This is a genomic window from Streptomyces sp. NPDC050211 (assembly GCF_040656035.1).
GTDB lineage: Bacteria > Actinomycetota > Actinomycetes > Streptomycetales > Streptomycetaceae > Streptomyces.
In genome coordinates this window covers 20205-34408 of record NZ_JBFALC010000086.1, presented here as the reverse complement: position 1 = coordinate 34408, position 14204 = coordinate 20205, and the positions used below count along the sequence as shown (strand labels likewise).

Genomic DNA, 14204 nt, shown 5'->3' with positions numbered 1-14204 from the left:
GCCGCCTCGGCGAAGTGCGGTTCGCCGAGGCGGCTCGGGAGGGGACAGTGGCCGGCTGGTCCGGGCTGGTTCGGGTCAGGCTCGCTTCTTGAACGTGGAGAGCGCCCACACGTATCCGAGCAGGGCGATGCCGGCGCACCAGGCGAGGGCCGCGAGCGTGTCGCCGCCCGACGGGTGGCCGGCGAGGAGCCCGCGCAGCGTCTCGATGACCGGGGTGAAGGGCTGGTACTCGACGAACTGCCGCACGCCGAAGCCCATCGTGTCCGCGGGCACGAACGCGCTGCTCAGGAACGGCAGCATGATCAGCGGCACGGCGGCCATGCCTGCCGACTCCGCGGTCTTCGCGGCCAGCCCCATGGCGACGGTGAGCCAGCCGGCCGCAAAGCTGAGCAGCACCACGACACCGAGCACGCCGAGCCAGTCGACGGCGCTCGCGGCCGGGTCGAAGCCCATCGCGAAGGCCACCGCGAGGATGGCGGCGCAGCCCACCAGGGAGCGCACCGTGGTGATGACGACGTGCCCGGTGAGCATGGCTCCGCGGGAGACGTCCATGACCTTGAACCGGTTGATGACGCCCTTGGTCATGTCGGAGTTGACGGCCGTCGCGGTGGCCCCCAGCCCGTAGCTGATGGCCATCACGAGCAGGCCGGGCGTCACGTAGTCGATGTAGTGGTCGCCGACGCTGAACGCGCCGCCGAACACCTTGACGAACATCAGCATGATCACGACGGGGAACAGGACCGCGTTGAACATCGTGACCGGGTTGCGCACGGTGTGCTTCAGGTTGCGGCGCAGCATGATCGCCGAATCGGCCAGCGGCGTGGAGAGGGCACTCACGGTGCGATCGCCTCCTTGCTCGTGTGCTCGGCGCCCGTGTGCTCGGCGCCCGTCTGGTCGGTCAGGGCGAGGAAGACGTCGTCGAGGTCCGGCCGGTGCACGGAGAACTCCTGGGCGTCGATCGTGTGCGCGTCGAGCCGGTCCAGCAGGGCCCGCAGCGACCTCGTCGCGCCGTCGCTGGGCACCCGCAGGGTCAGCTCCTCCTCGTCGCTTGTGGAGCCGGCCAGGAGCCGTGCGGCGGCCTGGAGTTCGTAGAGGTCGGCGAACCGGAAGCGGATGTGGGTGCCGGGGATCTGGCGCTTGAGCTCCTCGGGGGTGCCCTGGGCGACCAGGCGGCCCTGGTTGAGCACCGCGATCCGGTCGGCGAGCTGGTCGGCCTCCTCGAGGTACTGGGTGGTGAGGAAGATGGTGGTGCCCTCGGCCACCAGGTCGCGGACGATCCCCCACATCGTGCGCCGGCTGCGCGGGTCCAGGCCCGTGGTCGGCTCGTCCAGGAAGATGATCTGCGGGGTGCCGACCAGGGTCATCGCCAGGTCCAGCTTGCGGCGCATGCCGCCGGAGTAGGTCGCGGCCAGCTTGTCCGCGGAGCCCGCCAGGTCGAACCGCTCCAGCAGCTGGGTGACCAGCCGGTCGCCGGCGGGCACGCGCTTGAGGTCCGCCATCAGGCGCAGGTTCTCCCGGCCCGTCAGCAGCTCGTCCACCGCGGCGAACTGGCCGGTCACGCCGATGGCGGCGCGCACCTGCCGGGTGGCGGTCACCACATCGTGCCCGGCGACCCGCACCGTGCCGGCGTCGGCTTTCAGCAGCGTCGTCAGGACGTTCACCGTCGTCGTCTTGCCCGCCCCGTTCGGGCCGAGCAAGGAGAAGATCGATCCCGCGGCGACATCGAAGTCGATGCCGTCGAGCACGACCTTGTCCCCATAAGCCTTGCGCAGCCCTGAAACTGCGATCGCTGAACTTCTCATGCCTCCACGTTCCTCTCCGGGTCTGTCACGCACCTGTCACGCCGCTGACGCCGCGGGCGGACTCCGCCTCGATCGCGTCCAGCACCTGACGGCCGCTGTCGACCAGGTACATGTGATCGCCCGGGAACTCCGCATAGCTGAACCCGCTCGTGGTCGCGTCCCGCCACTGGCGGGCCTCCTCGGCGGTGACCAGGCCGTCGCGGTCGCCGCGCAGCGAGCAGATCGGCACCGACACCGGTACGTCGGTGCTCGGGACGTAGCTCTCGTGCATTTCGCAGTCGGCCTGCAGCACGGGCAGGATCAGTTCCCGCATCTCCGGGTGGTCGAGCGCCTCGTGCCGGAACCCCGCGAACTCCTCGACCCGGGCGAGGAACTCCTCGTCCGGCAGCCCCGCCGCCCGCCGCTCGCGCTGGGTCCACGGCCCCGGCGAGCCGCTGACGACCAGCCGCTCGACGTGCACGCCGCGCGGCTGCAGCAGATGCACCAGCTCGTAGGCGAGCACCGCGCCCAGGCTGTGCCCGAACAGCACGGTGTGCGCCCCCTCGCCGAGTTCCGCGACGATGTCGTCGACCGAGTTCTTGGCCGCTTCGACGACATTGCGGTACGGCGTCTGAAGGATCCGCCGTTCCCTGCCGGGGAGTTCGACCGGGACCACTCGCCAGCGGTCGGCGGCCAGCTCCCGCCACGGGTGGAAGAACGACGGACCTGCTCCCGCGAACGGCACGCACAGCAGCGTGGGTTCTGTCACCTCGGCCAACCCCAATCATCCATTCGGTGGTTCGTTGAATTACGCCAGCTTGCTGCCCACGACCTCGAAGAATTCGGCCACGGGTCCGGGCATGTGCATTTCGTGGTGCGTGGCGCGCACGTCGTGCACGTCGAGAGAACCGAGAACGTACGGCCGCCACAGATGCGCGTACGAGGTGTCCTCGAGGGAGGCGTTGAAATACAGCACATCGCCGCGGTAGACCGGCGATTCGAAATCCATCATGAGGGCCGCGTTGTTGGCCAGGATCTTCGACATGGTGTCCAGGAAGCCCTGCCGGTTGCCGGTGCGGATGTACTGGTTGAAGGATTCGTCGAGTTCCGCGCGATAGTCGGAGGACTCCTTGCCGGCGTGGACCTGCCTGAAGGCGTGCCCGCCGGGCTGGGCGTCCAGGACGGCCACCAGGGCGACCTCGTGGCCGCGCCGGTCGAGCGCGTCCGCGACGGCCTGCACCACGGTGCCGCCGTAGGACCAGCCGATCAGGTTGAAGGGCCCGTCCGGCTGGATCTTCAGCATCTGGGTGACGTAGTCGTCGATCATCTCCTGCGCGGAGCCGGCGAGGGGTTCCACGCCGTCGGAGCCGCGGGACTGCAGGGCGTAGGCCGGCCGGTCCGGCAGGTGCAGGACGAAGCTGTAGTACGCCCAGCCCAGCCCGCCCCCGCCGTGGAAGAACCACACCGGCGGCTTCCCGGTCCCGGGATCGCTGTTCAGCGGCAGGACGACCGCGAAGGAGTCGGCGTCGTCGTCGGGGATGCCGCCGGCGAGCATCAGCGCGGCCAGCTCGGCCACCGTGGGGTACCTGATGATCGTCCTGATGGGGATGTCGATGCCGAAGTCGTTGCGGATGCGGACGCTGAGCCGGGTGGCCAGCAGCGAGTGCCCGCCGAGCGCGAAGAAGCCGTCGTCGATGCCGACCTGCTCCAGGCCGAGGAGTTCGCCGAAGAGGGCGCACAGCTTTTCCTCGTAGGCGTTGCGCGGCCCGCGGCCCGCCACGGTGGTCCGGGTGTCCTCGGTCGGCAGGGCGCGCCGGTCGAGCTTTCCGTTCGAGGTCAGCGGAATCTCCGGCAGCGTGATCAGCGCGGAGGGCACCATGTAGTCGGGCAGGCGTTCCCGCAGGTACGCGGTCAGCTCCTCCGCCCTCAGGCCGGTGTCGAGCTCGGGCACCGCATAGCCGACGAGGCGCCTGTCGCCGTCGGTGGTCTCGCGCACCACGACCACGGCCTGGGCCACACCGGGGTGTCCGGCCATCGCCTGCTCGATCTCGCCCAGTTCGATCCTAAATCCGCGGATCTTGACCTGGGAGTCGGCCCGGCCCACGTACTCCAGGTGACCGCTCCTGCCCCAGCGGACCAGGTCGCCGCTGCGGTACATCCGCTCGCCCGGCGCGCCGTAGGGGCAGGCGACGAAGCGTCCCGCGGTCAGTGCCGGCCGGCCGTGGTAGCCACGGGCCTGGCCGTAGCCGGCCACATACAGCTCGCCCGTCACGCCGGGGGGCACGGGCTTGAGGTCGGTGTCCAGGACGTAGGCGCGCAGGCCCGGGACGGCCGGGCCGATCACGCTGGCCTGGTAGCGGGCGGCGCAGTGCTCGTCCAGGTCGATGCGGGTGACGTGCACGGTGGTCTCGGTGATGCCGTACATGTTCACCAGCCGCGGCGCATCGGCGGCGTGGCGGGCGTACCAGTCCGTGAGGCGGTGAAGGTCGAGGGCCTCGCCGCCGAACACGACGTAGCGCAGGGCCAGTTCCTGGCCGGGGTCCGCCGCGTCGGCCTGGATGAGCTGGTAGAAGGCCGAGGGGGTCTGGTTGAGGACGGTGACCCGCTCGCGGGCCAGCAGCCTGAGGAAGTCGCCCGGGGAGCGGGAGACGTCGAAGGGGACCACGACCAGGCGTCCGCCGTGCAGCAGCGGCCCCCACAGCTCCCACACCGAGAAGTCGAAGGCGTAGGAGTGGAAGAGGGTCCACACGTCGTCCGCGCCGAAGGCGAAGTCCTCGGTGGCGGTGAAGAGCCCGACCACATTGCGGTGCGGGATCAGCACGCCCTTGGGGCGGCCGGTCGACCCGGAGGTGTAGATCACATACGCGGTGTGGTCGGGGCGCAGGGCGGTGCGGCGCTCGGCGTCGGTGAGGTCGGTGTCCGCCTGCCCGGCAAACGCGCCGGCCTGGTCGAGGAGGACCAGGGGCAGGTCCTGGGCGGCGTCCTGGGCCGCGTCGGTCGTGCTGGTGGTCACCAGCAGGACCGGCTGGGCGTCCTGGACCAGGTAGGCGATGCGGTCGGCCGGGGAGTCGGGGTCGATCGGCAGATAGCCGCCGCCCGCCTTGAGCACCGCGAGCAGCGCGACGACCAGGTCCGCCGAGCGTTCCAGGCAGATCCCGACCAGGGACTCGGGGCCCACGCCCTGCGCGAGAAGGTGCCGGGCGAGCCGGTTGGCGCGGGCGTTGAGCTCGCCGTAGGTGAGCGTGGCGGTCTCGTGGACCACCGCGACCGCGTCGGCCCGCTGCCGCGCCTGCCGTTCGAACAGCTCGACCAGGGTGACCTCGGGGATGTCGCTACCGGCGGCGTTCACCTCGTTCAGCAGCCGCTCCCGCTCCCCCTCGATCAGCAGGTCGACGTCCCCGACGCGCATCTGGGGGTCGGCGGCCAGCTGCTCCAGCACCCGCACCAGCCGGGCGGCGATCACCTCGGCCGAGGCGCGGTCGAACAGGTCGGTCGCGTACTGCAGGTCGCCCCGCAGCGCCCCCGACTCGTCCACGCCGAGGAAGAAGGTCAGGTCGACCATGGCGGTCGACGGGATGGCCTGCTCGAACGTCATCTGCAGGCCGGGCAGTTCGAGGTCCGGCTTCTCGTAGCTCTGCCAGGCGAAGATCACCTGGAACAGCGGCTGGTACGCCGCGGAGCGTTCGGGGTTGATGGCCTCGACCAGGGTGTCGAACGGCACGTCCTGGTGCTCGTAGGCCGCCAGCGCCTTCTCCCGCACCTGCGCCAGCAGGTCGGTGAACGAGGGGTTGCCGGACAGATCCGCGCGCAGCACCTGGGTGTTGACGAAGCATCCGATCAGATCGGTCAGCGCCTCGTCGGTGCGCCCGGCGATCGGCGAGCCGATCGTCACGTCGTCGCCGCCGCCCAGGCCGCGCAGCAGCACCGCCAGCGCGGCCTGCAGCAGCATCGACATGGACGTCCCGCGTTCCTGGGCCAGCTTCTGCAGGCCGGCCGCCACTTCCGGGGCCACCAGCAGGGAGACCGTGTCACCGTCCGTGCCCGCCTCGGCCGGCCGCGGCCTGTCCAGCGGCAGGTTCAGCGGCTGCGGCACCCCCGCCAACTCCCCCCGCCAGTACTCGACCTGCGCGGCGGCGAGCGAGCCCGGGTCGGCCACGTCGCCGAGCACCTCGCGCTGCCACACCGCGTAGTCCTTGTACTGGATGGGCAGCGGTTCCCACTGCGGCGCCCGGCCGCCGCAGCGGGCGGTGTAGGCGTCGATCAGGTCCCGCATCATCGGCGCGCTGGAGCTGCCGTCGGAGGCGATGTGGTGGATGACCAGGACCAGGACATGCTCCTCGGGCGAGCAGCGCAACAGACTGGCCCGCAGCGGGAGTTCGGCCGACAGGTCGAAGCGGTGCGCGACGGCCTCGTCGATCGCGCCGGCCATGTCCTTCGGCGCCACGTCGACCACCGGCACCTGCGGCGCCGCCTGGGCCGTCGACAGGATCCGCGAGTACGGTTCACCGCCGTCGTCCGTCTGGTAGGTGGTGCGCAGGATCTCGTGCCGGTCGACCACGTCGCCAAGCGCCGCGACGAGGGCGCCTTGGTCCAGGGTCCCGGTCAGCCGGAACGCCGCCGAGATGTTGTAGGTCGCCGCCCCCCGCTCCAGTCTGTGCAGAAGCCACATACGGCGTTGTGCGAATGACAGCGGAATCATCACTTCACTCCTTTACCGAACATCTCGCGCAGACTGGGGCGACGGGAGGCGGCCGACTCCTGCGACCAGGCGGCGAGCGCGGCCACCGTCGGCAGGTCGAAGATCTTGCGGATGGGTATCTCGATGCCCAGCTCGGCGCGGGCGCGGCTGATCAGCCGGGTGGCGAGCAGGGAGTGCCCGCCCAGGGCGAAGAAGCCGTCGTCGACGCCGACCCGGTCCACGCCGAGGACCTCGGCGAACAGCCGGGCCAGGGTCTCCTCGCGGGGGGTGCCCGGCGCCCGGTAGGCGGCGCCGGTGAACTCGGGCTCGGGCAGCGCGGCCCGGTCCAGCTTGCCGTTGGGCATCAGCGGCAGCCGGTCCAGGAGCACGAACGCGGACGGCACCATGAACTCGGGCAGCCGCTCGGCGGCGTACCGGCGCAGCTGTTCGCCGGAGGTCTGTCCCGACGGCACCAGGTAGGCGATGAGCTGGGTGCCGGTGCCGCTCTTGTGGGCGATGACGGCGGCCTGGGCGATCTCGGGGTGTGCGGTGAGCGCGGCCTCGACCTCGCCGGGCTCGACGCGGAAGCCGCGCACCTTGATCTGCGCGTCCCCGCGGCCCACGTACTCCAGCTGGCCCTCGGTGCTCCAGCGGGCCAGGTCGCCGGTGCGGTACATGCGCGTGCCGGGCGGGCCGTAGGGGTCGGCGACGAAGCGCTCGGCGGTCAGGCCCGGGCGGCCGTGGTAGCCGCGGCCCACCATCCCGCCGACGTACAGCTCGCCGACCGCACCCGGCGGCACCGGAGCAAGGCCGGGGCCCAGCACGTAGGCCCGCATGTTGCCCAGCGGGGTGCCGACGGGCGCGCTGCCCGCCCCGTCCTGTGCGTGGCTGGTGGCGGTGAAGGTGGTGGCGTAGAACGACTCGCTCTGCCCGTAGGCGTTGACGACCCTGACGCCCGGGAAGGCGCCGTGCACCTTCTCGACCAGCGCGGCGGGCAGGGCCTCGCCGGCGAAGACGACCGTCTCCACGCGGGTGCGGCCGGCGAGGTCGTCGACGAGTTCGGCGAAGGCGGACGGCACGGTGGAGATGACGCTGCCGCTCCAGTCCTTGCGCTCGCCCAGGACCAGGACGTCCCGCACCAGTTCGACGGTGCCGCCGGTGGCGAGGGTCGTGAAGATCTCGAACGCCGAGACGTCGAAGTTGACCGACGCGCCCGCGAGCAGCCGCTTGCCCGGCGCCAGGCCCACCGCGGAGGCCAGCCGCAGCACGCCGTTGACCACGGTGGCGTGGGTGATGGCGACGCCCTTGGGCGTGCCGGTGGAGCCGGAGGTGTACATCACGTACGCCAACTGCTGGGCGTGGACGGCCGGTTCGGGGCCGGTGTGGTCGCCGGACAGCTCGAGCGTGTCGAGGAGGACGTCCGGGGCGTCGTGCTCCGGCAGCACCGCGACGGTCGCGGAGTCCGTCAGGACCAGGCGCGGCCGGGCCTCGTCGAAGATGGCCGCGAGGCGGTGGCCGGGGTACTTGGGGTCGACCGGCAGATACGCGCCGCCCGCCTTCAGGACCGCCAGCAGAGCGACGACCAGGTCCGCTGTGCGCGGCAGCGACACCGCGACCACCGACTCCGGTCCCACGCCACGGCCGGCCAGTTCGCGGGCCAGGCGGCCGGCGCGGGCGGTCAGCTCGCGGTAGGTGAGTGACTCGCCCCCGGCGAGAACGGCGACCTCGTCGGGGGTGCGTGCCGTCTGCGCCTCGACGAGGCCGGTGATCGTGACGTCCTCGGTGGGGACGGCGGTGTCGTTGAACTCCACCAGGAGGCGGTCGCGTTCGGCCGGTTCCAGGGTCTGAAGCTGCGCGACCGTCCGGTCGGGGGTGGCCGCCAGCTGCCGCAGGACGCGGACCAGCCGGGCCGCGTACCTCTGCACGGTGTCCCGGTCGAAGACACCGCGCGCGTACTGCAGGGTGAGCTGAAGGTGCGGTTCGAGAACCGCCATCAGGGTCAGGGGGTAGTTGGTGCCGGTGGACAGGCGCAGGCCGGTGACGGCGATGCCGTCCGCGGCGGCGGTGGCGGCGCCCAGGCCCTTCTCGTCGACCGGGTACGACTCGAAGACGACCAGCGTGTCGAAGAGGGAGGTGAGGCCGACGGACTGCTGGATCTGCGGGAGCCCGTGGTGGTGGTGGTCCAGCAGGCCGGCCTGCCGGCTCTGCAGCCGGGTGAGGACCTCGGCGAAGGTGTCGCCGGGCGCGTACGTGACGCGCACCGGAAGGGTGTTGATGAACATCCCGACCATCGACTCGACGTCCGCCACGGCGGGCGGGCGCCCGGAGACGGTGGCGCCGAGCACCACGTCCTGACGGCCGGTGAGCTCGCCGAGCAGCAGCGCCCACGCGCCCTGGAGCAGGCTGTTGACGGTGACGCCCAACGTCAAGGCGCACCGGCCCAGTTCGCCCGCCACCTCGGCCGGCAGGGCGACCTCGACCTGGTCGCGACCGTCGTCGCCGGGGCCCGCGGAGCCGGGGGCGAGCAGGGTCGGCTCCTCGATTCCGGCGAGTTCGGCCGCCCACGCCCGTGCGGAGGCCTCCGGGTCCTGCCGGGCGCGCCAGGACAGGAACGCGCCGAAGTCGCGGGCCGGGGGCAGCGCGGCCGGGTCGGCGCCGTTCGCGTAGAGCAGCAGCAGGTCCTGCAGCAGCAACGGCATGGACCAGCCGTCGAACAGGGCGTGATGGGCGCTCACCACGAGGTCGGCCCGGCCGGGTTCGAGGACGACGAGGGCCAGCCGCATCAGCGGCGGCGTGTCCACGGCGAAGTGGGTGGCGCGGTCCTGGGCGAGGAACCGCTCGAACGTCTCGGTCCGCTCCGCCGCACCGGCCGCGGTCAGGTCGAGGTGCTGCCACGGCAGCACCACCGTGTGCGGTATCGCCTGGACGACGTCGCCGTCCGCCCGGTCGACGAACGCCGCGCGCAGGCCCGGATGACGCCCCAGCAGTGCCTGGCCGGCCCGGCGCATCCGCTCCGGGTCGACCTCGCCGGACAGCTGGAACACCATCTGCATGTGGTAGGCGTCGAACGACGCCCCGGCCAGCAGCGTGTGGAACAGCATCCCGGACTGCGCCGGTGTCACCGGCCACACCTCGGCCAGCCGGCCGAAGCGGGCCTCCCAGGTGTCGATCTCCTGCTGGCCCACGTCGACCAGGGGCGCGTCGCTCGGGGTGAGCCCGCCGGCCCCGGGTGTGGCGGCGTGCCGGGCCAGGCCGGTCAGCGCCCGCACCCACAGGTCGGCCAGCTCGCTCACCTCGGCGCGGGAGAGCACCCCGGCCGGGAAGCCGAAGTAGGCGGTCAGCTCGTCGCCGCGGTCGGTGGGGGCGGCGACCGCGTTGATCTCCAGGGCCGACAGCACCGGCATGTCCGCGTCCGGTGCGGCGATCAGGTCCTGGTGCGTGGTGTCCGGCGTCCAGCCCAGGCCCCGCAGGTCCTCGGGGAGGTCCGCGCCGGAGGTCCGGCCGAGGTAGTTGAACCCGATCTGCGGCTGTCGTGCTCCGGCCAGCGCGGCGGCGGTCTGGGGGTTGAGGTGGCGCAGCAGGCCGTAGCCGATGCCGTTGTCCGGTACCGCCCGCAGTTGTTCCTTGACGGCCTTGATCGCCCGTCCGGCGGCCGGGCCGCCGCCCAGGGCGTCCGCGATGTCGATGCCCGTCAGGTCCAGGCGCACCGGGAACATCGCGGTGAACCAGCCGACCGTGCCCGACAGGTCCGCGCCGGGCACCACCTGCTCTTCGCGGCCGTGCCCTTCCAGCCGGACCAGCGTCGAGGCCCCGGCCGTGCCCCGCGCCCGGCGCCAGTTGGCGAGGGCCAGCGCGAGGGCGGCCAGCAGTCCGTCGTCGGCACCGCCGCGGAACACCGCGGGCACCGTGTTCAGCAGGGTGTGTGTGACGTCGGCCGGGACCTGGACGCGCACCGTGTCCACGGTGGCGGCGACATCGCGTGCGGGGTCCACCTCCCGTGCTCCCAGCACCGGCTCGTCCGCGCGCAGGATCTCCTGCCACACGGGCAGTTCCGCCACCCGCTCGCCGGTGGCCGCCTCGTCCGCCAGGGCGTGCGTCCACCGGCGCAGCGAGGTTCCCACCGCGGGCTGCGCAGGGGTGCGGCCGTCGCGGACCCGCTGCCAGGCGGACACCAGGTCCGGCAGCAGGATCCGCCACGACACCCCGTCGACGACCAGGTGGTGCAGCACGATCAGCAGCCGGTCGGTGTCCGTGTCGGAGGTGAACCGCACGAACTGCGCCATGACGCCCGCGTCCGGGTCCAGCCGGCCTGCGGCCGCGTCCAGCTCGGCCTGCACATCGGCGTCGCCGTGGCGGACTTCCCGCAGCAGCCTGCCGGCGTCCACGCTGCCCGCCGGTTCGATCCGCAGGCCCGGCCGGGCCCGGTCGAGCCGGGCCCGCAAGCCGTCGTGCCGCTCCAGCACGGCCTGCAGCGTGGCGAGCAGCCCCGCGCGGTCGATGTCCTCGGGCAGGGTCAGCAGCGCCGACATGCAGAACCGGCCGATGCCGCCGCCCAGCGCCAGTACGTGCGCCGCCGTCGGCGGCAGCGGGGCCCAGCCCACGCCGCCGCCCGGCAGCTCGGCCAGGGTCACGCGCTGTTCTTCTGCCCGGCTCCCGACCAGTTCCGCGAGCCGGGCGACCGTGCGGTGCTCGAAGATCTCCCGCGTGCTGACCACGACGCCGCGCGCCTTGGCGCGCGCGACGACCTGGATGGAGCGGATGCTGTCCCCGCCGCTGGTGAAGAAGTCGTCGTCGATGCCCACCTGCCCGGCGTCGAGCACGTCGGCGTACACCTCGGCCAGCACCCGCTCCGCCTCACTGCGCGGCGCCCGGTAGGCGGTGGCGGTGAACTCCGGTTCGGGCAGCGCCGCCCGGTCCAGCTTTCCGCTCGCGGTCAGCGGCAGCCGGTCCAGCACCACCAGCACGGCGGGCACCATGTAGTCCGGCAGCCGCTCGGCGGCGAACTGCCGCAGCTCCGCCACCGACACATTGGCGCCGGTGGCCGCGGGCGCCACATAGCCGACGAGCCGCGTGGTGCCGCTGTCGTCCGCGCGCACCGTGACCACGGCCCGGCCGATCGCGGGATGCGCGGCGAGGACCGTCTCGATCTCGGTCGGCTCGACGCGGATGCCGTTGACCTTGACCTGGGTGTCGGCCCGTCCCGCGTAGCCGAGTTGGCCGTCCGCGTCCCATCGGGCCAGGTCGCCGGTGCGGTACATGCGCGCGCCGGGCGGGCCGAAGGGGCAGGCCACGAACCGCTCCGCGGTCAGCTCCGGCCGGCCCTGGTAGCCGCGGGCGAGCAGGCCACCGACGTACAGTTCGCCGATGACACCGGGCGGGACCGGAGCGAGGTCCGGCCCCAGCACGTAGGCGCGCATGTGGGCCAGTGGCCGTCCGACCGGTATGGCGCCGGTTTCGGCGGGCTGGCGCGGGAGCGTGTACGTGGTGGCGTAGAAGCTTTCGGTCTGTCCGTAGGCGTTGACGACCCGGACACCGGGCAGGGCGTCGTGGACCGTGCGGACCAGGTCGGCCGAGAGCGCCTCCCCGGCGAAGACGACGGTGTCCACGTCGAGTTGGAGGCCGCCCGGGGCGTTGATCTGGTCGAGCAGCGCGGCGAACACGGTGGGCACGGCGGAGACGGTGGTGCCCGACCAGCTGTCGCGTTCGGTGAGTTCGAGGACGTCGCGGACGACTTCGACGCTCGCCCCCGTGGTGAGTCCGGTGAAGATCTCGAACACGGAGACGTCGAAGTTCACCGAGGTCGCGGCGAGCATCCTCGACCCCGCCTCGACCTGCACCATCCGGCGCAGGTCCTGCACCCCGTTGGCCACGGCGGCATGGGTGACGGCGACCCCCTTGGGCGTCCCGGTCGATCCCGAGGTGAACATCACGTAGGCCAGCTGGTCCGGCCCGATGCGGACGTCCGGGGCCTCGGGAGCGGGGCCGTCCAGGGGCAGGTCGTCCAGGTGCAGGACCGGCGGCCGGCCGGCGGCCACGGTCGCCGCCGTGGCGTGGTCGGTCAGCACCAGGGCCGGATCGGCCGCGCCGAGCAGCAGGCCGACGCGTGCGGCCGGGTAGTGGGGGTCGATCGGCAGGTAGGCGCCGCCGGCCTTGAGCACGGCCAGCAGGGCGACCACCAGGTCCGCGGTGCGGGGCAGGGCCACGGCGACCAGGACGTCCGGTCCGACCCCGTGCTCCCGCAGCACCGCGGCCAGCCGGCCTGCGCGGGCGTCCAGTTGACGGTACGACAGCGTGGTCGGCCCGCACACCACCGCCATCGCGTCCGGGGTCTGCTGCACCTGGGCGGCGAACAGCTCCACCACCGTCGATCCGCATACCGGCGTTGTCGTGTCGTTCACCCGGGTCAGGGCGTCGCGTTCGGCGTCGGTGAGCACGTCCACCGCAGCGAGCCGCGCCCCGGGGTCGGCGACCACCTGCCGCAGCACGCGCAGGTAGCGGTCGACGATGCTCACGGCCGTGGTGTGGTCGAACAGTTCGGCCGCGTACTCGAGGCGCCCGTACGCGCCCCCGGACGGGGCCGGGACGATGTTGAAGAACAGGTCGAACTTCGCGGTACCGGTTCCCACCGGCAGGGGGGTGACCCGCAGGCCCGGTATCTCGATCTGCGACCACTCGAACTGCCAGGCCAGCATGGTCTGGAACAGCGGCTGGTACGAGGTGGTCCGGTCCGGCGCCAGCAGCTCCACCAGGCGCTCGAACGGCACGTCCTGGTTGTCGTAGGCGGCAAGAGCGCGCTCCCGCACCTGCTCCAGCAGATCACCGAACGCCGGGTTTCCCGACAGGTCGACGCGCAGCACCCAGGTGTTGGCGAAGAACCCGATCAGATCGTCGAGTTGCTCGTCGGCGCGCCCCTCGATCGGGCTGCCGACCGTCAGGTCGTTGCCGGCGCCGAGGTGGTGCAGGAGCACCGCGAGCACGGCCTGGGCGACCATGGGTGCGGTGGCACCGCGCTCCGCGGCCAGCTTCCCCACCCCGGCGAGGAGTTCGGCGTCCAGCTCGAAGTCGACGTGCCCGCCGCGGTGGTCGGAGGCCGTCGGCCGCGGCCGGTCCAGCGGCAACTGCACCGGCTGCGGCACTCCGGCCAATTCCTGCCGCCAGTACTCCAGTTGCTCCGCGGCGAGGCTCTCGGGATCGTCTTCGTCGCCCAGCAGCTGCCGCTGCCACAGCGTGTAGTCCTTGTACTGCACCGGAAGCGGCGTCCACTGCGGGGCGCTCCCCCGGTGGCGGGCCGTGTACGCCGACACCAGATCCTTCAGGAACGGCGCCATCGACGCCCCGTCCGCGGCGATGTGGTGGAACACGAACACCAGCACGTGCTCCTGGGGGGAGATACGGAAAACGGTGGTCCGCAGGGGGAGTTCGGTGTCCAGGTCGAACCCCTCGCACACGACCTCCCCCAGCGCCGAGTCCACCGCTTCCGCGGCCACGTCGACCACCCGGAACACGGTGGCCGCCTCCTGGGGCGGCAGGATCCGCTGCTCGGGCGTGCCGTCCGCGTTCTCGACGACCAGCGTGCGCAGGCTCTCGTGCCGGGTGACGACATCCGTCACCGCCGCGGCCAGGGCCGCCGTGTCCAGGGGCCCGTCCAGGCGCAGGGCGAACGGGAAGTTGTAGGTCGCGGACGGGCCTTCCAGACGGTGCAGGAACCACAGTCGACGTTGGGCGAATGACAGCGGAATCATCGA

Annotated in this window: 5 protein-coding genes; all 5 read right to left on the bottom strand. The window is 72.3% G+C overall.

Going from position 1 to position 14204, the window contains the following annotated elements; genetic code table 11:
* Window positions 1-75: 75 nt before the first annotated feature.
* Genes AB0I98_RS44360 through AB0I98_RS44340 form a run of 5 tightly spaced genes read right to left on the bottom strand, consistent with a single transcriptional unit; the run spans window position 76 to window position 14201 of the window.
* Window positions 76-837 carry an ABC transporter permease gene (locus tag AB0I98_RS44360; RefSeq protein WP_362951763.1) on the bottom strand — a complete coding sequence of 254 codons (762 nt, stop codon included), beginning with the start codon at window positions 835-837 and terminating at the stop codon, window positions 76-78.
* Entirely contained in the window at window positions 834-1802 is a 969-nt protein-coding gene (locus AB0I98_RS44355) for an ATP-binding cassette domain-containing protein (RefSeq protein ID WP_362951762.1), read from the bottom strand. The genes AB0I98_RS44360 and AB0I98_RS44355 overlap by 4 nt, the downstream gene beginning before the upstream one ends.
* Window positions 1803-1827: 25 nt before the next feature.
* Window positions 1828-2559, bottom strand: coding sequence for an alpha/beta fold hydrolase (locus tag AB0I98_RS44350; RefSeq protein WP_362951761.1), 732 nt, complete (start codon window positions 2557-2559; stop codon window positions 1828-1830).
* A 30-nt stretch (window positions 2560-2589) separates the two neighbouring features.
* Window positions 2590-6480, bottom strand: coding sequence for an amino acid adenylation domain-containing protein (locus AB0I98_RS44345; RefSeq protein ID WP_362951760.1), 3891 nt, complete (start codon window positions 6478-6480; stop codon window positions 2590-2592).
* Window positions 6480-14201 (bottom strand): amino acid adenylation domain-containing protein, encoded by a 7722-nt coding sequence (locus AB0I98_RS44340; protein WP_362951759.1) that lies wholly within the window; start codon window positions 14199-14201, stop codon window positions 6480-6482. The genes AB0I98_RS44345 and AB0I98_RS44340 overlap by 1 nt, the downstream gene beginning before the upstream one ends.
* Window positions 14202-14204: the final 3 nt, after the last annotated feature.

Bases quoted from the DNA above. Each gene is read 5' to 3' on its own strand.
- AB0I98_RS44355 (WP_362951762.1), bottom strand. From the start codon at position 1,802: ATGAGAAGTTCAGCGATCGCAGTTTCAGGGCTGCGCAAGGCTTATGGG.
- AB0I98_RS44345 (WP_362951760.1), bottom strand. From the start codon at position 6,480: ATGATTCCGCTGTCATTCGCACAACGCCGTATGTGGCTTCTGCACAGA.
- AB0I98_RS44340 (WP_362951759.1), bottom strand. From the start codon at position 14,201: ATGATTCCGCTGTCATTCGCCCAACGTCGACTGTGGTTCCTGCACCGT.